Genomic DNA, 20,550 nt, shown 5'->3' with positions numbered 1-20,550 from the left:
AAACTATGAAAAAGATTGTAATGGCAGCATTCTTGCTAGGAATGTTCACAACTTCGCATGCTCAAATTAATTTAGGTAAAGCTGCAAAAGCAGTATCTAAAGGAGCCCAAGCCTTAACTTTTACAAATGCCGATGCTGCTAAATTGGCAAAAGAAGGGGTTGATTGGATGGATAAAAACAATAAGGTTGCAGGTGCTAAAGATCCCTATACCGTACGTTTAAACAAAATTATTGGTAAACATACTAATGAGGAAGGCTTAAAATTAAACTACAAAGTTTATTTAGTTACCGATATTAATGCGTTTGCATGTGCAGATGGTAGTGTACGCGTATTTTCATCTTTAATGGATATTATGACAGATGATGAATTACGTGCCATTATTGGTCATGAGATAGGTCATGTTAAAAATGAAGATACTAAAGATGCTATTAAAAGTGCTTACCTAAAAGCAGCTGCTATGGAAGCAGGTTCGGCAGCATCAAATGCAGTTGCTACCTTAACCGATTCTCAAATAGGTGAAATGGCAAATGCAATGTTAGATGCATCACATAGCAAAAAACAAGAAACCGAGGCAGATACTTATTCATATGATTTTATGAAAAAGCACGGATATGATGTTACAGCAGCTTATACAGCTTTTAAAAAATTAGCTTTATTGTCTGAAGAAGGTTCAAAACAAAGTGGTTATCAAAAAATGTTTAATTCGCATCCAGATAGCAACAAAAGAGCTGAAGCAATAAAGAAACGTGCCGAAAAAGATGGTTTGTGGAAAGATCCAGGAAAAGTTTCATTGCCAATATCTAAATTAACAAAGTAAAGAGCAATCTTTCGCTGTTAAAAACGTTTTATTATTTGATAATTGAATTTAATAAAGGTATATTTAACACATATTTTCTGTTTTGTCATAAACAGAATTTGTTTGTTGTTTACTTTAAATATAAAAGCTATTTGAAAAAATAGCTTTTATTTGTTATGTATAAATTTAAATTATGACTGGAAATTCATTTGGAACTTCTTTTAAGATAACTACTTACGGAGAATCGCACGGAGTAGCAATTGGTGGTATTATTGAAGGTGTGCCTTCTAATTTTGTATTAGATTTAGAAGCTGTTCAAAATGAGTTAGATCGTAGAAAACCGGGGCAATCTAAATTAGTAACACAGCGAAAAGAAGCCGATGAAGTTGTTTTTTTATCAGGAATTTTTGAAGGAAAAACGTTAGGAACTCCTATTGCGTTTCAAATTAACAATACCAATTCAAAATCAAATGATTATAATTTGTTAAAAGATGCTTACAGACCAAGTCACGCCGATTATGTTTATCAACAAAAGTACCATTATCGCGATTATAGAGGAGGAGGTAGAAGCTCTGCACGTGAAACTGCTGCAAGGGTAGTGGCAGGCGCAATTGCTAAGCAAATCATTCAACCAGTTCAAATTCAAGCCTATGTTTCATCTGTTGGTACCATTAGTTTATCAAAAAAATATACTGAATTAGATCTTTCTTTGATTGAATCAAATGATGTTCGCTGTCCAGATATTGAAATGGCTCAAAAAATGGAACAGTTAATTTTAGATGTTAAAAAGCAAGGCGATACAGTTGGCGGAATTATTACATGTGTTATTAAAAATGTTCCCGTAGGGTTAGGAGAGCCTGTTTTTGATAGATTAGAAGCGCAACTTGCTAAAGCCATGCTTTCTATTAATGCTTGTAAAGGATTTAGTTTTGGAAGTGGTTTTGAAGGTACTAAAATGTTAGGATCGCAACACAACGATTATTTTAATGTAGATGGAACAACAAAAACCAATTATTCGGGAGGTATCCAAGGCGGAATTAGTAATGGTATGGATATTTACTTTGATGTTGCCTTTAAACCTGTTGCTACTTTGTTACAGCCTCAAGAAATGTTAAAAGCCGATGGAACTATTGAAGTTATTAAAGGAAAAGGAAGACACGATGCTTGTGTACTACCAAGAGCAGTACCAATTGTAGAAGCTATGGCTGCCCTTGTAATAGCCGATTTTATGATTTAATTAATCGTTACATTCCATTAGTAGTAAATAACCCGTTTCATAGCTTATTTCGACAAAACCATCGATTATAACTTTGTTACTATTTCCTCTTTTAAAACCAAGAATTAAAGTATCATTTTTTAATTCATACTCTAAATTAGTACTGTTTATACCTGTTACAGTGCCTACTGGTATAAGTGAAAGTATGGTTTGGGTAGGATACCATTTTCTAAAATCTTTATTTAAAACAAAAATTTTAGAATAATCATCTAACAAAACCAATTTAATTTGATCATAGTAACTTGCTAAGTTGGTAATGTTGGTAAAGGTATGATCCATACGTTTGCCTGTTGCCCAAACAATATTAGCAGCAGGAATGTTTCTGTTTATTAAATAGTTAATAGCCTTGTCTAAATCGGTATTATCCTGATTTTCTATCTTAATTATTTCAAGCGGATATTGTTTTTCTTTGTAAAAATTATAATTAAAATCTCTATCAAAATCGCCAATTAAAACATCTACTTTAATACCCAATTCTAAAACCCTGTCAATAGCACTATCTAACACAATAACCAAAGGATTCCATTCTAATAATTGATGTAATAATTCGTTTGAACAGGCTTCACCATTAGCAATAATTAATGCAGGTTCCTGATCATCTCTTACAATATGATGTGATGACATTTCCTTAATTTTAAACTACTAAATTAATATGTTTTGCGCATTTTAAAAGGTTTTTTTTATATTTGAAGAAAAATTACAACTTACAATGGATTTACAACAAGAACAATGGTGGGCAGATGCTCAAAATGATCAAAATGCTGTTATTTTAGATGTTCGTACAGATGAAGAAGTTAGCGAAGGAAAAATACCAGGGTCTGTTCATCATGATTTTTACCAAGGTCAAGATTTTTTAAATGCTTTAGAAGCTTTAGATAAAGATAAAAATTATTATGTATACTGCCGTTCAGGTAATCGTAGCGGGCAAACTTGTATGTTAATGAATCAGTTAGGCTTTCAAAATACATTCAATCTTATAGGTGGAATGAATGATTGGGAAGGACCAACAGAATAGTATAAAAGGCGAAAGCCTTTTTTTTATGCATTAACTAAAGTTTAAATTACTTATAATGGAATTAATAGATTTTATTCTTCATATTGATCAATATTTACAAGTTTTTCTAGAAGATTACGGAGTTTGGGTGTACGCCATTTTATTTCTAATCATATTTGTTGAAACCGGTTTGGTTGTAATGCCTTTTTTACCTGGCGATTCATTACTTTTTGCTACAGGTATGCTAGCTGCCCAATTTCCTGAAAGCTTAAATATTTGGCTGGTACTTATTTTATTATTTGTTGCTGCAGTTGCTGGTGATACTTTAAATTACAGTATTGGTAAAGAAATTGGCATGCGTATTGTAAATTTTAAAATATTTGGAAAGCAGCCTATAAAAATGGAGCAGATTGAAAAAACACACAAGTTTTACGAGAAATATGGAAGTAAAACAATTGTAATAGCTCGTTTTGTTCCTATTGTACGCACTTTTGCACCTTTTGTTGCAGGAATTGGTAGAATGAATTACAAAACGTTTTTAAGTTACAATTTTATTGGCGGCTTTATTTGGGTTTTTGGAATTACTATTTGTGGATATTTTTTAGGAAATATTCCATTGGTAAAAGATAATTTCTCAAAAGTTGTCATCTTAATAATTGTTGTTTCGGTATTACCAATTATTTTTTCAATCATAAAAGAGAAATTAAATAAAGGGAAATAAAAAACAGCCTCAATTTGAGGCTGTTTTTTTATTATCTAACTGTTAAACTATCTTTTGCATTTGATTCCTCTACAATAGGAATGTAACTTTCATTAATAGGAATTACAAATTCTGTTACCCATTCATTCGCTTTTTGAGTGGTTAAAATTGAATTTTTATAAATAGCAATAGGTTTGATGTCTGCTCTTTGCGTTAGACCTTTTAATTGAACTTGTTTTTTGGCTTCAGCCCAAGCTTTATCGCTATGAATATAATCACCTGTTAAAACTACTTTATAACCATTAAAAGCAGTTAGTTTTTCACAAACAATATCACTGCCATCAGCAGTACTAAAAAAGTTTTTAATAGGCAAACAAACTGCATATTTTACATTTCCCGATAATAAATTTATGTTTTCAAAAACTGTAAAAGGCGATCCGTAAGGTTCTAATTCAAAATTCTTAGCAAAATTATTCATATGCTCCATACTTTGAAAAATCTTATCGCCTAAACCTTCAATATCCGATTCTACAATTTGTTTGATGTAATACGTTTCTTGAATAACCGCTAAATTCTCATTCTTTATGGTGTATTTCTTTAAACTTTCTGTAATAAAATGATTGATATTACTTAATCCTTTATCAAAAACAGGCGCTATTAAAGTTTCTGGAGTTCCTTTAAAGAATAATTGAAACTTCTCCATAAACGATAAATTTCCCTTTACATTCCAATGTATGTTTGTTTTTCCATTAGAATCAGTAAAATACATCTTTGTAGTATAATCATTACCATCTACATTTAAATCTAAAAATAAGGTATCATTAGGCAATGCTTTTTTTACAAAAGCCTGATTTCCGCTCCATTCAACTTTAGCATTTGTTCCTTTGTAAATAGAATCTAATTTAAAAGCACCTTCATTATTATTCCATGGATTCCACTCTGAAAAATTCTGAAGATTATTAGTGTATCTAAACATACGTTGATTAGATAATTCTGTAGCTTTAGAAAGATTTAGTTCAAAATTGCTTTTTCCCGTTGCAATATAAACAGATAAAAAAACAACTGATAAAGCTAATATGATAAGTACATATTTTACAATTTTCATAGCATTTAGTGTTTTAAAGTGGTTTTAATAATAAATAAAAGTCCAATAAATAATAAAAATACAACTAAAATGCGCAAACTACCTTTGTAATAAGTATTGTGCATTTTAATATCTTTTCTATACATTACAATCATTGCAATTATAAAAACTACAACAAAAATTAATGCAAAAATAAGCTGACCTTGAGAAAACATTTTTTTAACAAATATAAGTATTTTAAGCCATAAAAAAAGGCTTGTTGTAACAAGCCTTTAGTATTATAATTTTACAGTCCAATTAAAAGGATCATCTCCTAATTTGTTTTGTAACTTTGTTAAAGCTTCTTTTAATTGTAATGCATATGAATCTTCATCTGCAACATCTTGTAACTGATAATATTGTTCTTTATATAAGAAACCTTCAATTTGATTTACAACAGCTGCTGTACCTGCTCCAAAAATTTCTTTTAAAGAACCATCTTGTGCAGCCGAAATTAATTCATCAACTAAAACTGGGTTTACATCAAATTTATAACCTAAATGTTGTCCTAATTGAATTAAACTTTTACGTGTAACACCATCTAAAATACGATCAGAAGTTGGTGCAGTACGTAACGTATCGTTAATTCTAAAGAACACGTTCATGGTTCCTGCTTCTTCTAATTTTGTATGTGTTGAATCGGTCCAAATTACTTGATTATAACCTGATTCTTGAGCTAATTTTGTAGGATAAAATTGTGCAGAATAGTTACCTGCCGCTTTTGCAGCACCAATACCACCATTTGCAGCACGGCTATAATAATCAGCAATTTGTACTTTAATTTTACCTGCGTAGTAAGATTTTGCTGGCGATAATAAAATACAGAATAAAAATTCATTTGAAGGGCTTGCAATAACGCCACTTTCTGTAGCAATCATAAACGGACGGATGTACAATGAATTACCTAAACCTTTGCGAACCCATTCTTTTTCAACCTTTAAAAGTTCTTTTAAACCACCAATAAAACGAGTTTCATCAATTGTAGGCATTGCTAAACGAACAGCCGATTTGTTCATACGTTCAAAATTTTGATCCGGTCTGAACATCCAAATATCTTCATTACTGTCTTTGTAAGCTTTCATTCCTTCAAAAATTGCTTGACCATAATGAAAAACACGTGCAGAAGGATCTAAAGTTATAGGTGCATAAGGTTTAATTTCTAAATCGCCCCAAGCTCCGTTTTTGTATTCACAAATCAACATGTGATCTGTAAATTTAGCTCCAAATTTTACATTTTCGAAATCAAAAGTATCAATTTTAGAGTTCTCAACTTTTGTTAATTTTAAGTTGTTTAAAATGTTAGATTCCATTTTTATTATACTAAGTTATGTCGTTGTTATGTTTTGACATTTACAAATTTAGAAAAAAAAAATCGTTATAAACCATAAACATTGTTTAATTTATAATAAAAACCTAATTATAGTACTTTATTTCTAAAACTATAAGCTCTCCTAATAATTAGCAAGTAAGCGTTTTATTTTAATTTTTATCTTTGTAGAAAATAAAAGATGATGAAAAAAATATTTAGTGTTTTAACTATTGTAACATTAGTTGTTGCTTGTAATAAAAAGGAAAATAATGAAACTGCTTTAGAAACATCAAAAGATACGCTTTCTTATACTGTTTTTGGTGATAGCATTACAAAAGAAGGTGCATTAACAAGAGAAGAAATGTTTGCTAAATATGAAAGTATGAAAGCAAATGATACCTTAGATGTTAAGTTTGCTTCAGATATCAACGCAACTTGTAAGAAAAAAGGATGCTGGATGACTTTAAGCTTGATTAAAGACAAAGAAGCTTTTGTAAAGTTTAAAGATTATGCCTTTTTTGTACCTAAAGAAGGTGCTGAAAAACACAGTGCTATTGTTGAAGGAAAAGCTTTTATTGAGGAAACTTCGGTAGATCAATTAAAACACGAAGCGAAAGATGCAGGAAAATCTCAAGCTGAAATTGATCAAATAACGCAGCCAGAAAAAAACTATCGTTTTATGGCTAATGGCGTATTAATTGCTGATGTAAAATAATGAAACTAGCTTTCAATTTATTAGTCATTGCTCTCTTTTTTGTTGGATGTAATAAGCAAACAGAAGAGAAAAAAGCTACAAAAGAAACGGAAAAATCTTCAAAGTTTCAAATGTATCAAATGTCAGAAATGGCAGCATTGATGGAGCAAATGTATGCCTATAACACACAGTTAAAAGAACGTATAATTGCCAAAGACTCATTAGATAGTTATCCTGTGGCGTTTGATAAATTGCATACTGCTATTTTAACCGATGCTTCAGATAGAGATGCCTTTTTTAATGAGCAAGCTTATAAATTCATTGCTGCTCAAAAAAAGATTTATCAAGAGCCTAGTAATGCCAAAGAAAATTTCAACAAAATGGTAAACCAATGTTTAGAATGTCATTCTAAAAAATGTGGTGGCCCCATTCCACGTATAAAAAAACTATTGATACCTTAATGAAACGCGAAGTTATCATAACCAACGATGGGTCGTCATCTTTAAGTGTTACCAATTGGGGTGAAAATTTTCACTCCATTCACGGTGCTTTACAAGAGTCAACGCATGTTTACATTAATAACGGTTTGGCTTTAGTTGAAAAGGAGGAAATATCAGTATTAGAATTTGGTTTTGGCACAGGTTTAAATGCTTTGTTGTCTTTTGAATTTGCTCAGAAAAACAACAAAAAATTACATTACGAAGCTATTGAAGCATATCCATTAACAAAAGATGAATATTTGTCTTTGAATTTTGATGCGTTTATTAAATCGAATATTTCAGTTAATGACATTCATGATTGTGAATGGAATCAACTAAAAACATGGAATAATATGCATACTCTTTTAAAGCATTCAATTCTAATAGAAGATTTTGTTTCAAACAAACAATTTGATATCGTTTATTTTGATGTTTTTGGATATGATTATCAACCTGAACTTTGGAGTAAAGCTATTTTAGAAAAAGCTTATCAATTACTAAAGTCCGAAGGTATTTTTGTTACATACGCGTGCAAAGGTGTTGTTAACCGAACTTTGAAAGAATTAGGTTTTACGGTACATAAAGTTGCCGGACCGCCAGGAAAACGAGAAATGATTTTTGCTGTTAAATAAAACTAAAAGTTTTAGCTTTTATAGGGGTTTTTATTACATTTAGAAAAAATAAAAAGCCATGACAGAAAGTTTAAAACATACCATCAAAATTTTAGAAAAAGTAAGCTTTAGCAAAGATTTATTTATAAAAGAAGTTACCAAAGCAATTGATTTATTGTTGCCTTATGAAATTGACCAATTAAAAGAATGGATTTTGAATTTCACAAAAAACAAATCAGATTTTAAAGAAGTTTTAAATTATGTATAACAAAAAAGGATGAAGTTTTGCTTCATCTTTTTTTTATTTAGTTACTTTAGGACTAATAATAGCCACATCTTGAAAAGCAATGGCTCCTTTTACAACTCCTAAAATAGTAGCTCTTAAAGCATCAATAATTTGCACTTTTAATTCGCTTTTAGCATAAATTAAACTTACCTCTCTTGATGGTTTTGGATCTTTAAAAGCTATTATATTTTTCTTATCGCTTTCGTTTAAACTTAAAGTGTGCAAATAAGGTAGCAAGGTTACTCCTAAACCTTCGTTTGCAAGCCTAATTAATGTTTCAAAACTACCCGAAGTTAATTCAAAACCTTGAGATGGTTGTAATTTTGATGCTTTGCAAATATTCAAAATACCGTTGGTAAAGCAATGACCATCTTGTAACAATAAAATATCGTTGATGTTTAAATCGTCTGGTGTAAGTTCTTTTAAATCATTTCTGTATTCCATTGGAAAATATCCCACAAAAGGCTCATAATACAAAACAACCTCTTTCAAATCGGGCTCACTTAAAGGCGTTGCAGCAATAGCGGCATCTAACTGACCTTTTTGCAAACGATTTATAATTTCTTCTGTGGTATGCTCTTCAACAATTAAATTAACTTTTGGATACTTTTTAATAAAGTTTTTAAGAAACATAGGCAAAAGTGTTGGCATTATAGTAGGTATAATTCCTATTCTAAAATCGCCTCCAATAAACCCTTTTTGTTGGTCAACAATATCTTTAATTCTATCCGCTTCATTAACAATGCTTTTAGCTTGTTCAACAATCCGTTTTCCAACTTCGGTTAATTGAATTGGTTTTTTATTTCTATCAAAAATTTTAATGTCTAGTTCTTCTTCCAGCTTTTGTATTTGCATACTTAAAGTAGGTTGCGTAACAAAACATTTTTCTGCTGCCAATGTAAAGTTTTGATACTCGGCAACTGCTAAAACGTAATGTAATTGTGTAATGGTCATCTTCAAAAGGATTTAACTATAGTACTATTACAACTATCAATATTATTTATACAAATATCGTTCTTTTATTTGTAATTTTGATAATGAATTTAAAAAACAACATTATGAATATGTTAGGATTACCTGAAAAAGAAACAAAAGAGAATATTGAATTGTTAAATACTTTATTAGCTAATTTTCAAGTATATTATCAAAACTTGCGTGGTTTACACTGGAATATTAGAGGAAAACGCTTTTTTGAACTACATGTTAAGTTTGAAGAATTATACAACCAAGCGCAATTAAGAATTGATGAAATTGCAGAAAGGGTACTTACATTAGGAGGTACACCATTGCATACTTTTGAAGATTATATGAGCAAAAATAGTTTAGAAATTGGCAAAAATATTACAAACGATGAAGTAGCGGTGCAATTAATTGTAAAGTCGTTAGCTACATTATTAATGATTGAAAGAACTATTTTAGAAAAATCTGGCGCAATTAATGATGAAGGAACCAACGCTTTAATAAGTGATTTGATCACAGAACAAGAAAAAGATATTTGGATGATGCAAGCATTTTTGGGATAATAAAAAAGAGGTCTAAAAGACCTCTTTTTTATTTTAATTATTTAGCATTACAGGCATTACCAACATGGTAACTGTTTCGCCTTCATCTAATCCGTCTACTGGAGTCAAAATTCCGGCTCTGTTAGGAAGCGACATTTCTAATTGAATTTCATCAGATTGTAAGTTTGTCAACATCTCAGTTAAGAATCGAGAGTTAAAACCAATCTGCATATCATCTCCTTGATAATCACATGTTAAACGCTCATCTGCTTTGTTTGAATAATCAATATCTTCAGCAGAAATGTTTAATTCAGTTCCTGCAATTTTTAGTCTAATTTGATGTGTTGTTTTGTTTGCGTAAATAGCCACACGACGAACTGAACTTAAAAACTGAGTACGAGAGATAATCAATTTATTAGGATTTTCTTTTGGTATAACCGCTTCATAATTAGGGTATTTACCATCAATTAATCTACAAATTAAGGTGTAGTTATCAAAACTAAACATGGCATTAGAATCGTTGTATTCAATGGTAACATTAGCATCAGATGTTGCTAAAATGCTCTTTAAAATATTCAACGGTTTTTTAGGCATGATAAAATTAGCTTCGGTAGAACTTTGTAAATCGGTTCTAGAATATTTTACTAATTTGTGTGCATCTGTAGCAACAAAAATAACACCTGTTGGGGCAAATTGAAAATACACTCCAGACATTACTGGGCGTAAATCATCATTACCTGCTGCAAAAATGGTTTTGCTAATTGCTGTTTGTAAAATTTCTGCAGGAATATTTGTTTTAGATGGATCTTCTAACATCTCCGCCTTTGGAAATTCATCTCCTGGTAAAAATGCTAATACATATTTTCCTAAATCAGAGCTAATTTCTATGGTATTGTTGTCTTTTACTGTAAATGTTAACGGTTGTTCTGGAAAAGTTTTTAACGTTTCTAATAACAAACGCGCAGGTACAGCAATTGATCCTTCGCTGGTTGACTCTATCTCTAAAGTAGCAGACATCGTAGTTTCTAAATCAGATGCTGATACTTTTAATTGATTTTGATCAAGTTCAAATAAGAAATTATCAAGTATGTGTAAGGTATTACTACTGTTAATTACACTACCCAACACTTGTAATTGTTTTAATAAATACGAGCTCGATACAATAAATTTCATGAGTTTCTTTTTAAATACCGTAAAAACGGATGTTTGTACAAATATATTTCTTTTAATGTGAAAATAAAACTTTATTTATCAACACTATTTTGTGTATTTCTTTTTGCGTAAATAAGTAAAAATAAAGCCAAAAACTGCCAAAACTATTAATGGTAAAACCACTACAATTATGCGTATTTTATCATAATTAGCATATACTTTTTCTTTGTTTAAAAGTGGTAATTTTACTTCTTTGGTACGCAAATTTATAAGACCATTATCATCTAACAAATAATTTACCGCATTTAGCAAAAACTCTTTATTACCGTATAATGTATTGGTCCATTTATCATAACCCAACTCCATTGGTTCTTTGTTCTGATCTAACTGATTTTTAGCAATATCGCCATCAGAAATCACAATCATCTTTGTTGGTTTTCCTTCGTTTAAATAGCCTTCCGATTTAAAAGGAACGATTCTATTTTTAAATACCGATGTAAAAGATCCTTCCAATAAAACTGCCAACGGAATAGGTTGCGAAAGTTTTGCCGTTTTAGGATCTACTTGATCATTAACCGTTTTAGCAAGACTTACAACACTTGGTGTACCTACTTTTGAAGCGTAAGGAGATGATGCTAATAAAACGGTTTTCTTTATATTATTGTTTAAAACATCAATACTGTTGGCAAAATCAAATTTAACGCCTTCGATGTTTTTTACCATTGGATGATTGGATTGAATTACAGCATACGGCGCAAATTTCCAATTAAAAGTTTCGTAAACAGTTTCACTACCTTGTTGACCTACTGCTAATTTAATTGGCGATCCCATTTCATCTTTTACCAAATCAGGATTTACACGAACACCATATTTAAAAAGCATTTCGCCTAAACTATAATCTTTAGGATACGCCAGCATTTCACCTGTTTTGTTGTACAGACTGTCCATATCTGCTTGAACTTGATCTAGCATCCAAATTGATTTTCCGCCGTTCATTACAAACTGATCCAAAACCTGAATTTGATTTTCATCAAATGTTTTTGTAGGTTTTGTAATAATAGCTAAATCATATTCTTGTAAATCTTTTAAAGTTTTCTGCGGATTTACAGCAACACTATCTAACGTAAAAGGTGCAATATAATAACTATCACGAAGTGAACGTAAAAAATCGGCTATGTAAATATCGTTTGGCTCACCAATTCCTTTAATAATAGCCACTTTTTTAGATTTCTCTGTAGAAACTTTGTAAATAGCTTCGGCAACAGCGTATTCTAAATGCTGTACAGAAACTGATACTTTTTCTTCGGTGCTTCCTGCAGAAACATTTTTTAACAACTGTATTTTTGCGTGTTTAGTACCGCTAGTTGCTACTGCCCAAGGAAAAACCATTTCTTGTGATTGTTTTCCTTTATCATTAACGGTTACACTAATAGGTTTCATGCCATTTGCAAAAAGCTGTTGCGCCATTTGCGTAGCATTTTTCTCATCTTCTAACGGATTTACAAATATGAAATTTACATTGCTGTTATAAGATTGAAATTCCTCTAAAAGTTGTTTGCTTTCTGTTTGTAATCTTCTAAATTCTGCCGGAAAATCTCCTTCCAAATACACATCTATAAACAAAGGATCTTTTACCTTTTTTAAGATATTTTTGGTTGTTTCAGAAAGCGTATATCTGTGATCTGCTGTTAAATCAAATCGTTTAAAAGCATAATTTCCTGCAATATTAATGGCAACCAATCCTAAAGTAATTCCTAGAAATGCCTTTAAATTTTTATTTTTTTTCATTAGTTGCGAATTTTTTTAATATTGAATACCGTTGCACTTAAAAAGAAAAAGGTAATGGAAATAAAATACAGCAAATCACGTGTATCTAACACACCTCTGCTAATACTTTTAAAGTGATAATTCATACCGATTTTTTCAATGATAGTTGCAGATGATTTGATAATAGTAGCTAATTGATCAAAACCTAAATACATTAAAAAACAAATAATTACGGCTAAAATAAAAGCCACAATTTGATTTTCTGATAAAGCAGAACAAAAAATACCAATGCTGGTGTAAGCTGCCATTAAGAATAAAAGTCCTAAATACGATCCTAAAGTACTTCCTAAATCCATATTTCCTTCAGGATTTCCGTACGGATTAAGAATAACAATGTATAAAATGGTTGGTAAAATAGCCAATACTACTAAAATAAAGGCTCCTAAAAACTTACCAATAACAATTTGAGTAATACTTAAAGGCTTGGTAATTAAAAGTTCTATGGTACCTTGTTTACGCTCGTCTGAAATACTTTTCATGGTAACGGCAGGTATAAGCAATAGCAAAACCAATGGAGCTAATTGAAAAAACGGACTTAAATCGTTATATCCGCTTTGCAAAATATTGTATTGTCCATCTAAAACCCATAAAAACAAACCGTTTAACACTAAAAAAACGGCAATAACCAAATAACCAATTAAGGAACCAAAAAACGATTTGATTTCACGTAATAAAAGTGCTTTCATATTATGGTAATGATTCTAATTTATCTACACTCCACGCTTGTGGCTTGTCATTAAATAGTGCTTTTGTAAACGCCCATACTTCTGTAAAAAGTTGTGACTTTCGGTAGTTTTCCAAATCATTTTCTTCGTTCCAAATAGAATAGGTGAAGAAAATATTGTTGTTATTTTTATCTTGATATAATTCTAAAAAGTTATTTCCAGGATAGTTTCTTATTTGTTCTTTTACACTATGAAAATTTTCTAAAAACAAAGGAATTTTATCTTCATGAAAACTCATTTTTACTATTCTAATAAACATATATTGTGTGTTTTTTTAATCAATAAATTCAATAATAATGGCATCGCGGTAGGTTAAACCAAATAGTGATTTAACATTACCAATAGTACTAGGATTTGATTTGTAGATAGACATTTGCAAGAAATCTAAATCATTGAATATAAACATCATATCACCCTCATATTCTCTAATAGATTTAACTTCTGTGTTAAAATCGGCGTAAAATTCATTGATACGATACGCTTTGTATCTACTAGCATTTATCACAAATTTGCGATTGTTTCTAATCTTTTCAAATAATTCTTTTGTAATATTGGTAACTGCGTTTCCGTAGTGATCTTCGTAAATAATAGAGCCTCTAATAGCATTCTCGTCATCGGCAACTTTTACTTTTAATTCAACCAATTCTTCACAATCGGCATACTTAATTGCAGTTCCCAATTCAGCAAACTTATTTTCGTTTATCACTTTATTTGCAACAAATATATACAACGATTGCGTATTTGCACAAGAATTTGGAATATCTAATTCAATAATTTCAGCATTTTCATTTTCCGAAGCTAAAAGCGATAACGTTCCATTATTAGCTGTTAATATATATTGATTGTTTAATTTAATCAATAAAAAAGAGGTTTGATCATACATTTCAGCTTCAACCAAAACCATATGTACAGAATTAGCAGGGAAATTTTTGTAAGCACCCAACAACACATAACTAGCATTGGCAATGTTGTAAAGATCAATACAATGCGAAATGTCAACTATTTGTGCATGAGGTATTGCTGTTAAAACCGCACCTTTTACAGAAGCAACAAAATGATCTTTAATACCGTAATCGGTTGTTAATGTAATAATTGACATTAATTAATTTTTGTTAGTGTTTTTTAATAATTTTTGTTAGATTTGAGATATACAAAACTAATTTTTTTTAATTAAATCTAATAGCTTTTGAACGAAAGAATCATCGAATTAGAACATATTACACCAAAAGATTTTTGGGGTCCGCAGGATATACATTTAGAACTACTTAAAAAACTGTATCCTAAACTTAAAATAGTAGCACGCGGTACAACGATAAAAGTGTATGGTGAAGCCGAAATTTTAGATCAATTTCAATCGCGTTTTGATCGAATTTTGAAATATTATGAAAAATACAATCAGTTAAATGAAAACATCATTGAACGATTAATAATTGATGATGCACCACAGAGAATGGACAAATCAGATGAAATTTTAGTTCATGGTTTAGGTGGAAAGCTGATAAAAGCAACTACACCAAATCAGCAAAAATTAGTCGATTTGGTTTTTAAAAACGACATGGTTTTTGCTATTGGTCCGGCGGGTACAGGTAAAACGTATACAGGTGTTGCTTTGGCTGTAAAAGCGTTGAAAGAAAAGCAGGTAAAACGTATTATTTTAACGCGCCCTGCTGTTGAAGCTGGTGAAAATTTAGGTTTTTTACCGGGTGATATGAAAGAAAAGCTTGACCCATACATGCAACCTTTATATGATGCCTTGCGTGATATGTTGCCGCCCTCTACTTTAGAAGATTATTTGTTAAAAGGCATTATTCAAATTGCGCCTTTAGCCTTTATGCGTGGTAGAACTTTAGATAATGCTTTTGTAATTTTAGACGAAGCACAAAACACCACCCACTCGCAAATGAAGATGTTTTTAACGCGTATGGGTAAAAATGCTAAGTTTATCATTACTGGCGATCCTGGTCAGGTTGATTTACCTAGAAAAGTAACATCGGGCTTGCGTGAAGCATTGCGTATTTTAGAAGGTGTTGAAGGAATTGGCTTTGTATTTTTAGATGATAAAGATATTGTACGCCACCGTTTGGTTAAGAAAATTGTGGAAGCTTACAAAAAGGTTGAAACTGCTAACGAATTTGCATCACACCAAAATTATTATAACAATACCAACAGAGGTAATGAAACAGAAAATCCGACGAGTTAGTCGGATTTTTTATATCATTTTACATCACATTGAATTCTATAAGAAGGAAAAATAACACCTAGAATAATTATCACATAAAAAGAAAAGTAAAATTTAATAAGGGCCGCATATCCAGGACTTACATCAAATTTTGGCATCTTATTTTTCCAGATTCCTATCAATCCAATAATTATCATCAAAATACTAATTATAATATAAGTCATGATTAAGATGAATTTTAATTTTATAAGTGATTAATTAAAACATTCGCATCAATACCTTCGTGTCATTTGATAAGAATATTAAAATTATTACAAAAGTTAATAATTAAGGAACAACTTCTGGTTTGTTGTAATAAAAAAGATTACTTGAGTTAAATTAATGTCTTAATCTGCAATTAGATATTTATAACATCAGCTAATTTCTCAGTTAGTTTTTTTCTACTAAAATATTGCAAGCCAATACCATTTGATTGTAGTGTTCCAGTTTGATATTTAGCATATGAATCTAGTATACTATTTTTAACTTCTTCTAAATCATCGTAAGAAAAATAAGTACCTGTATTGGTTTCCTTTAAAATTTTTGCAACATCGCTACCTTCGGGACCTAAAGCCAAAATAGGTCGTTCAGCTGCCATATATTCAAACAGTTTTCCTGGGATTATACCAATAGTTTCGTATGAATCAATTTCTATTAATAATAAAAGTTGTGAACTTCGTTGGTATTGTAAAGCTTGTGTATGAGATACGTAACCTATTAAACTTACATATTCATCCAATCTAAACTCTTTAATTGTATCTATTATTTCGGTGCTTACTTTACCTATTAATTGTAATTGAAAATCGTTTTTAAAAGATTCATTTTCTTTTAAAATTTCTTTTAAAGCTTTCCATAAAATACGTGGATTTCTTTTAGAAAGTAATGAACCTATGTGGCTGATAGTGAATTTTTTATCTAAACTTGGTTTTGCTAAAGGTTCAACATCATATCCATTGGTTATTACATGAATTGGTTTAGAAGTAATAGCTTCAAATTCAGCTTTTGTGGTATAACTTGTAGTTAAAACTACATCGGCACTATTTAAAACATCATGTTCTAAATCCTTATGTTTTTGTGCTGATTTAGCAGTTAATTTTAACTCTTTATGATAGCCAATGGATGTCCAAGGATCTCTAAAATCGGCGATCCATTGCACCGCAAATTTCTTGCGTAATTCCATTCCAATTAAATGCATACTATGAGGCGGACCAGTAGTAATAATGACATCAACAGGATGTTTTTTGATATATTTAGCTAAAAAAGCAACAGATGGTTTTACCCATCCAACGCGAGCATCGGGTATAAAAAAATTACCTCGGATGTAAAGCAACAGCTTATCTACAAAAGTTTGCTTTTTAGCTTCTTTAATAATACCCGAACTTATTGTTTTGGTTTTGTTTTTTGAAAAAAGGGATGCTATTTTATAAGGCTCTTTTATTGGTTGTTTTATGATTTTTATGTTTGGAGAGACATCCTTTATTAAGTCTTCGTCAATAATAGGATATTCAGCATTTTCAGGTACATAAACTATAGGTTCAATGTTGTAATCTGGTAAGTATTTTACAAATTTCAACCAACGTTGAACACCTGGTCCACCTGCCGGCGGCCAATAATAGGCTATTATTAATACTTTTTTCATGATTACATTTGCTTTGCTAAATAGGCTCCTAAAAATACAGCTACTAATCCTAATAGAACTGAACTTATTAAATACAGTGCAAAATAGCTGTATTGATGATTTACGAGCATTTTATATAAATCTAACGAAAAGGTTGAATAAGTGGTAAATCCGCCACAAAAACCAATTCCGGCAGCTATAAATAACTGAGGTTGGTTTACTGCATATTTTACAAATAAAAAACCTAAGAATAAACTCCCTAAAGCGTTAATTAACAAGGTAGCTACAGGAAAATCTTGATACGAAATTACTTTGCCAATTTCGTATCTGCATATGGTTCCTAAAGCTCCAGCAATTGCTACTAGTAAAATATTCATTACATTTCTACTACTTTGTTGTTCTGTTGTTTTTTGAAGGTGAAAAATATCCCTAAAATTACAATTATTAAGGCAATTATAGAAGTAATTAACGAAATGAAACTTCCTGTTTTTATAACTTCTGGATCAAATGAAAACTCAATTTTATGATTTCCAGCAGGAATTTCTAATCCGCGTAACGTATAATTTACTTCTTTCATTTCAACAGGTTTTCCATCAATTGAAATTTTCCATCCTTTTGGATAATATACTTCAGAAAAAACAGCAAAACCATCATTTTTGTTACTACTTTGATATACTAATTTATTAGGCTGATAATTCGTCAATTTAATTTGAGCCAAACTATCTACAGCAAAATTTGATTTTGATACAGCTTCTTTATCATACACTAAAGCCGTTTGTTTTGATTTAAATGTTTTCATTTGCTGCATCATTTCATCAGCATTTTTCACTTTTTTTACATCTTGTACAAACCAAGCATTACCATTAGCGTCGGGGTTTTTTAAAGGAATATCTTGTCCTTGCTCATCTTTACCAATTACATATTTAACATTTAACATGTTTAATACTTCTATGTTTTGCTGTGTAATTTGATAATCAAACAAGTCTTGAATTTTCTTAGGCTTTGCAGCATGATAACCACCTAACGAATGATGAAAGAACGAGCTACGAGCACTACTGAAACCACCTGCTTGTTCAAAAACTCTGAATTGAGATTTATCTGATAAAATTTGAGCATCGGCTGGTGTTGCTTGAAAAGGAACTTGAACCATTTGTTTAGGCACAAAATTATCTTTGTTTACATAGTTTAGATCAATCATTACCAAGTCTAAAATACCTAAAGCACCTACCAAGATAACAGCTGTTTTTATATTTAATTTATCTTTTATAAAAGCAAATAACACAGCTGCTGAAGCTGCAATAAAGAATAAAGTTCGCAACAAATCTTTATTATATAATGCTTTTCTATCTTCAATTAATGCACTTAAAAAATCTGAACCTGCTTGTTGGAACATTTGGGCATAATTTTGATCATTTGCACCTACAAAATCAACCATTGATTTAGCTACAAATAATAGAACTATCAATCCACCAAAAATCATAGATGTCTTTTTTAAAGCATTTAATTGATTTTCTTTATCAGCTCTAAAAAAAGCTTGTAATCCTAAAATAGCGAGTACAGGAAAACATAATTCGGCAATAACTTGAATAGATGTTATGGCTCTGAATTTGTTATACATTGGGAAATTATCAATCAAGAAATCGGTCAAGAAAAAATGATGACCCCATGATAATAGAATCGATACCAAAGCACCAGTTCCTAAATAATACTTCACTTTTCTATCATCAACAAAAAAGCATAAAACCGCTAAAAATAATACAACGGCCCCTATATACGCTGGCGCTGCTACAATTGGCTGACTACCCCAATAAGTTGGCGCATGATTTGCAAATTGTTCTGCTTGCGCAGGATCATATCCTTGCGATTGTAGTAAATTATATACAAATTGGTACGTTTTTGAATTGGTTCCAATATTTTCACCATTTCCGCCACCTGTAATTCTAGGAACCAAAAGGTTAAACGTTTCAAAAATACCATAACTATACTCGGTAATATATTCATGCGTCATGGCATTGGTTGATGCCTTAGGAGAACCATCGGGAGCAATGGTTAACGAACTATCGCTACGCGTACTAAACTGTGCGTATTCGGAAGTTGCTAATAAATTAGTTGCATTTAAACCAATTGCCAAAATACCCGCAATAGCAAACACTCCAAACATTTTTAATAATGCTGCTACTTGTTTTTCTTTGATATAATGTATGGTATAATAAATACAAACAATCAATAAGAAAAGTAGCAAATAATAGGTCATTTGAAAGTGATTGGTAGATATTTCAAGCGCCGCAGCAATCATGGTTAAAATACCACCTAACAAATATTTCTTTTTAAACACTAAATGCACACCTGCCAAAACCAAAGGCATATAGGCAATTGCATGCGCTTTTGCATTGTGTCCGGCACCCAGAATTACAATTAAATAGGTTGAAAAACCAAATAATAGGGCGCCAATAAAAGCCTTTAAAGGTTTTACTTTATAAGTTAAAAGAAGGATATAAAACCCTATGAAATAAAGAAAAACATAATCGGCAGGGCGAGGTAAAAAACGGATAATCGAATCTAATTGTTTAATGTAATTATGAGGATATTTTGCACCTAACTGATACGTTGGCATACCACCAAAAGCATTGTTTACCCAATATGTTTCTTCATTATTGGTTTGGCGAAAATCGTTTAATTCTTTTGCCATACCCGTATACTGAACAATATCTGTTTGTAAGATTTGTTTTCCTGAAAGTACTGGATAAAAATAGGCCAAAGCAACAACTATAAAACCACAAAGTGCTAAAATATGAGGTACATAGTTTTTAAAATTCTTCATAAAACATTATTTTGACGCTAAATGTACTTATAATTTAGGACTTGATAAAAAAAAGTCTTGCATTGCAAGACTTACTTTACTATTCTACTTCTTCAAAATCGATGTACTCACCAACTTTTTTCTTTTCTTTTGGAATTTTGTTTTGATTCAAACTCGATTCAAAATCATCATGCTGTGGATTATTCTGCTGTTGATTGTATTGATTTTGATAAGCCTGTTGTTGGTTTTGAAATTTTTCATTCACTTTCTGCACCGCCTTTTTCATCATATAGGGTGCTAAAAGTCTAAAAGCGAATTTTAATAAATAAAAAACCAAAATAAGGATAATTACTGTTCTAATAAAACTTTGAAAAGACGCATGGTCCATTTTTATTTTTTTTATAATTGATTTTCAAATATATTAAATATGTTCGTATTA

General features: G+C 30.7%; 23 protein-coding genes. 10 read left to right on the top strand and 13 right to left on the bottom strand.

Translation table 11 applies throughout. The annotated features are described in order from the left end of the window. The first annotated feature begins 5 nt into the window (after positions 1–5). Both H1R17_RS13405 and aroC read left to right on the top strand, forming a co-directional pair. Positions 6–818 carry a M48 family metallopeptidase gene (locus H1R17_RS13405; RefSeq protein WP_163430805.1) on the top strand — a complete coding sequence of 271 codons (813 nt, stop codon included), beginning with the start codon at positions 6–8 and terminating at the stop codon, positions 816–818. Between the two features lie 172 nt (positions 819–990). After that, positions 991–2,034, top strand: a complete 1,044-nt coding sequence (gene aroC, locus H1R17_RS13400; protein ID WP_163430806.1) for a chorismate synthase — start codon at positions 991–993, stop codon at positions 2,032–2,034. Here the strand turns inward: aroC and H1R17_RS13395 are convergent, their stop codons facing one another. Next, positions 2,035–2,697 (bottom strand): thiamine diphosphokinase, encoded by a 663-nt coding sequence (locus H1R17_RS13395; protein ID WP_163430807.1) that lies wholly within the window; start codon positions 2,695–2,697, stop codon positions 2,035–2,037. Positions 2,698–2,782: 85 nt separating this feature from the next. On the opposite strand from H1R17_RS13395, the gene H1R17_RS13390 reads away from it, so the two are divergent. Continuing rightward, the gene (locus H1R17_RS13390; RefSeq protein ID WP_163430808.1) at positions 2,783–3,088 is read left to right on the top strand and encodes a rhodanese-like domain-containing protein; all 306 of its coding nucleotides are present in this window, start codon (positions 2,783–2,785) and stop codon (positions 3,086–3,088) included. A gap of 55 nt (positions 3,089–3,143) precedes the next feature. Beyond that, positions 3,144–3,788 carry a DedA family protein gene (locus H1R17_RS13385; protein WP_163430809.1) on the top strand — a complete coding sequence of 215 codons (645 nt, stop codon included), beginning with the start codon at positions 3,144–3,146 and terminating at the stop codon, positions 3,786–3,788. Between the two features lie 31 nt (positions 3,789–3,819). On the opposite strand, the gene H1R17_RS13380 is transcribed toward H1R17_RS13385, so the two are convergent. Continuing rightward, positions 3,820–4,872, bottom strand: coding sequence for a hypothetical protein (locus H1R17_RS13380; RefSeq protein ID WP_163430810.1), 1,053 nt, complete (start codon positions 4,870–4,872; stop codon positions 3,820–3,822). A gap of 257 nt (positions 4,873–5,129) precedes the next feature. Further along, positions 5,130–6,200 carry a branched-chain amino acid aminotransferase gene (locus tag H1R17_RS13375; protein ID WP_163430812.1) on the bottom strand — a complete coding sequence of 357 codons (1,071 nt, stop codon included), beginning with the start codon at positions 6,198–6,200 and terminating at the stop codon, positions 5,130–5,132. Positions 6,201–6,398: 198 nt separating this feature from the next. On the opposite strand from H1R17_RS13375, the gene H1R17_RS13370 reads away from it, so the two are divergent. The 4 genes from H1R17_RS13370 to H1R17_RS13355 are packed head-to-tail and all read left to right on the top strand — an operon-like array spanning position 6,399 to position 8,251. Then, positions 6,399–6,914, top strand: coding sequence for a DUF4920 domain-containing protein (locus tag H1R17_RS13370; protein ID WP_255489041.1), 516 nt, complete (start codon positions 6,399–6,401; stop codon positions 6,912–6,914). Continuing rightward, positions 6,914–7,354, top strand: coding sequence for a hypothetical protein (locus H1R17_RS13365; RefSeq protein WP_163430814.1), 441 nt, complete (start codon positions 6,914–6,916; stop codon positions 7,352–7,354). The genes H1R17_RS13370 and H1R17_RS13365 overlap by 1 nt, the downstream gene beginning before the upstream one ends. Beyond that, positions 7,354–8,004, top strand: a complete 651-nt coding sequence (gene mnmD / locus H1R17_RS13360; protein ID WP_163430815.1) for a tRNA (5-methylaminomethyl-2-thiouridine)(34)-methyltransferase MnmD — start codon at positions 7,354–7,356, stop codon at positions 8,002–8,004. Before H1R17_RS13365 ends, mnmD begins: the two co-directional genes overlap by 1 nt. Positions 8,005–8,062: 58 nt before the next feature. Next, entirely contained in the window at positions 8,063–8,251 is a 189-nt protein-coding gene (locus H1R17_RS13355; RefSeq protein ID WP_163430816.1) for a hypothetical protein, read from the top strand. Between the two features lie 33 nt (positions 8,252–8,284). On the opposite strand, the gene H1R17_RS13350 is transcribed toward H1R17_RS13355, so the two are convergent. Then, positions 8,285–9,223 carry a LysR family transcriptional regulator gene (locus tag H1R17_RS13350; protein ID WP_163430817.1) on the bottom strand — a complete coding sequence of 313 codons (939 nt, stop codon included), beginning with the start codon at positions 9,221–9,223 and terminating at the stop codon, positions 8,285–8,287. Positions 9,224–9,327: 104 nt separating this feature from the next. Between H1R17_RS13350 and H1R17_RS13345 the strand changes: the two genes are divergently transcribed. Then, a complete protein-coding gene (locus tag H1R17_RS13345; protein WP_240453310.1) occupies positions 9,328–9,792 on the top strand; it encodes a Dps family protein in 465 nt (154 codons plus the stop codon). A 33-nt stretch (positions 9,793–9,825) separates the two neighbouring features. Here the strand turns inward: H1R17_RS13345 and dnaN are convergent, their stop codons facing one another. The 5 genes from dnaN to H1R17_RS13320 all read right to left on the bottom strand — a co-directional run bounded on the left by dnaN (position 9,826) and on the right by H1R17_RS13320 (position 14,574). Beyond that, positions 9,826–10,944, bottom strand: a complete 1,119-nt coding sequence (gene dnaN, locus H1R17_RS13340) for a DNA polymerase III subunit beta (protein ID WP_163430819.1) — start codon at positions 10,942–10,944, stop codon at positions 9,826–9,828. An 84-nt stretch (positions 10,945–11,028) separates the two neighbouring features. Then, complete coding sequence (gene gldG / locus H1R17_RS13335) at positions 11,029–12,711, bottom strand: gliding motility-associated ABC transporter substrate-binding protein GldG (RefSeq protein ID WP_163430820.1); 1,683 nt, start codon at positions 12,709–12,711, stop codon at positions 11,029–11,031. Continuing rightward, positions 12,711–13,436 (bottom strand): gliding motility-associated ABC transporter permease subunit GldF, encoded by a 726-nt coding sequence (gene gldF / locus H1R17_RS13330; protein WP_163430821.1) that lies wholly within the window; start codon positions 13,434–13,436, stop codon positions 12,711–12,713. Before gldF ends, gldG begins: the two co-directional genes overlap by 1 nt. Before the next feature lies 1 nt (position 13,437). Further along, positions 13,438–13,734 carry a putative quinol monooxygenase gene (locus tag H1R17_RS13325; protein ID WP_163430822.1) on the bottom strand — a complete coding sequence of 99 codons (297 nt, stop codon included), beginning with the start codon at positions 13,732–13,734 and terminating at the stop codon, positions 13,438–13,440. 15 nt (positions 13,735–13,749) lie between these two features. Then, positions 13,750–14,574 carry an S-adenosyl-l-methionine hydroxide adenosyltransferase family protein gene (locus tag H1R17_RS13320; RefSeq protein ID WP_163430823.1) on the bottom strand — a complete coding sequence of 275 codons (825 nt, stop codon included), beginning with the start codon at positions 14,572–14,574 and terminating at the stop codon, positions 13,750–13,752. 87 nt (positions 14,575–14,661) lie between these two features. On the opposite strand from H1R17_RS13320, the gene H1R17_RS13315 reads away from it, so the two are divergent. Continuing rightward, the gene (locus H1R17_RS13315) at positions 14,662–15,675 is read left to right on the top strand and encodes a PhoH family protein (protein ID WP_163430824.1); all 1,014 of its coding nucleotides are present in this window, start codon (positions 14,662–14,664) and stop codon (positions 15,673–15,675) included. A 376-nt stretch (positions 15,676–16,051) separates the two neighbouring features. On the opposite strand, the gene H1R17_RS13310 is transcribed toward H1R17_RS13315, so the two are convergent. The 4 genes from H1R17_RS13310 to H1R17_RS13295 all read right to left on the bottom strand — a co-directional run bounded on the left by H1R17_RS13310 (position 16,052) and on the right by H1R17_RS13295 (position 20,499). After that, positions 16,052–17,332, bottom strand: a complete 1,281-nt coding sequence (locus H1R17_RS13310) for a glycosyltransferase family 4 protein (RefSeq protein WP_163430825.1) — start codon at positions 17,330–17,332, stop codon at positions 16,052–16,054. A gap of 2 nt (positions 17,333–17,334) precedes the next feature. Then, a complete protein-coding gene (locus H1R17_RS13305; protein WP_163430826.1) occupies positions 17,335–17,688 on the bottom strand; it encodes a CrcB family protein in 354 nt (117 codons plus the stop codon). Further along, positions 17,688–20,132: a YfhO family protein gene (locus tag H1R17_RS13300; protein ID WP_163430827.1), complete on the bottom strand. Its 2,445-nt coding sequence runs from the start codon at positions 20,130–20,132 to the stop codon at positions 17,688–17,690. Before H1R17_RS13300 ends, H1R17_RS13305 begins: the two co-directional genes overlap by 1 nt. A gap of 79 nt (positions 20,133–20,211) precedes the next feature. Further along, the gene (locus H1R17_RS13295) at positions 20,212–20,499 is read right to left on the bottom strand and encodes a DUF4834 family protein (RefSeq protein ID WP_163430828.1); all 288 of its coding nucleotides are present in this window, start codon (positions 20,497–20,499) and stop codon (positions 20,212–20,214) included. Positions 20,500–20,550: the final 51 nt, after the last annotated feature.

The sequence above is a fragment of the Flavobacterium sp. xlx-214 genome (assembly GCF_013874595.1).
Taxonomy (GTDB): Bacteria; Bacteroidota; Bacteroidia; order Flavobacteriales; family Flavobacteriaceae; genus Flavobacterium.
The sequence above is the reverse complement of the archived record's forward strand: the minus strand, read 5'-3'. Positions and strand labels throughout refer to the sequence as shown.

Coding starts and splice junctions, on each gene's coding strand:
- H1R17_RS13305 (WP_163430826.1), bottom strand. CDS start 17,688: ATGAATATTTTACTAGTAGCAATTGCTGGAGCTTTAGGAACCATATGC.
- H1R17_RS13395 (WP_163430807.1), bottom strand. CDS start 2,697: ATGTCATCACATCATATTGTAAGAGATGATCAGGAACCTGCATTAATT.
- gldF (WP_163430821.1), bottom strand. CDS start 13,436: ATGAAAGCACTTTTATTACGTGAAATCAAATCGTTTTTTGGTTCCTTA.
- dnaN (WP_163430819.1), bottom strand. CDS start 10,944: ATGAAATTTATTGTATCGAGCTCGTATTTATTAAAACAATTACAAGTG.
- H1R17_RS13405 (WP_163430805.1), top strand. CDS start 6: ATGAAAAAGATTGTAATGGCAGCATTCTTGCTAGGAATGTTCACAACT.
- mnmD (WP_163430815.1), top strand. CDS start 7,354: ATGAAACGCGAAGTTATCATAACCAACGATGGGTCGTCATCTTTAAGT.
- gldG (WP_163430820.1), bottom strand. CDS start 12,711: ATGAAAAAAAATAAAAATTTAAAGGCATTTCTAGGAATTACTTTAGGA.
- aroC (WP_163430806.1), top strand. CDS start 991: ATGACTGGAAATTCATTTGGAACTTCTTTTAAGATAACTACTTACGGA.
- H1R17_RS13375 (WP_163430812.1), bottom strand. CDS start 6,200: ATGGAATCTAACATTTTAAACAACTTAAAATTAACAAAAGTTGAGAAC.
- H1R17_RS13325 (WP_163430822.1), bottom strand. CDS start 13,734: ATGTTTATTAGAATAGTAAAAATGAGTTTTCATGAAGATAAAATTCCT.
- H1R17_RS13365 (WP_163430814.1), top strand. CDS start 6,914: ATGAAACTAGCTTTCAATTTATTAGTCATTGCTCTCTTTTTTGTTGGA.
- H1R17_RS13355 (WP_163430816.1), top strand. CDS start 8,063: ATGACAGAAAGTTTAAAACATACCATCAAAATTTTAGAAAAAGTAAGC.
- H1R17_RS13350 (WP_163430817.1), bottom strand. CDS start 9,223: ATGACCATTACACAATTACATTACGTTTTAGCAGTTGCCGAGTATCAA.
- H1R17_RS13310 (WP_163430825.1), bottom strand. CDS start 17,332: ATGAAAAAAGTATTAATAATAGCCTATTATTGGCCGCCGGCAGGTGGA.
- H1R17_RS13380 (WP_163430810.1), bottom strand. CDS start 4,872: ATGAAAATTGTAAAATATGTACTTATCATATTAGCTTTATCAGTTGTT.
- H1R17_RS13390 (WP_163430808.1), top strand. CDS start 2,783: ATGGATTTACAACAAGAACAATGGTGGGCAGATGCTCAAAATGATCAA.
- H1R17_RS13345 (WP_240453310.1), top strand. CDS start 9,328: ATGAATATGTTAGGATTACCTGAAAAAGAAACAAAAGAGAATATTGAA.
- H1R17_RS13295 (WP_163430828.1), bottom strand. CDS start 20,499: ATGGACCATGCGTCTTTTCAAAGTTTTATTAGAACAGTAATTATCCTT.
- H1R17_RS13320 (WP_163430823.1), bottom strand. CDS start 14,574: ATGTCAATTATTACATTAACAACCGATTACGGTATTAAAGATCATTTT.
- H1R17_RS13370 (WP_255489041.1), top strand. CDS start 6,399: ATGATGAAAAAAATATTTAGTGTTTTAACTATTGTAACATTAGTTGTT.
- H1R17_RS13385 (WP_163430809.1), top strand. CDS start 3,144: ATGGAATTAATAGATTTTATTCTTCATATTGATCAATATTTACAAGTT.
- H1R17_RS13300 (WP_163430827.1), bottom strand. CDS start 20,132: ATGAAGAATTTTAAAAACTATGTACCTCATATTTTAGCACTTTGTGGT.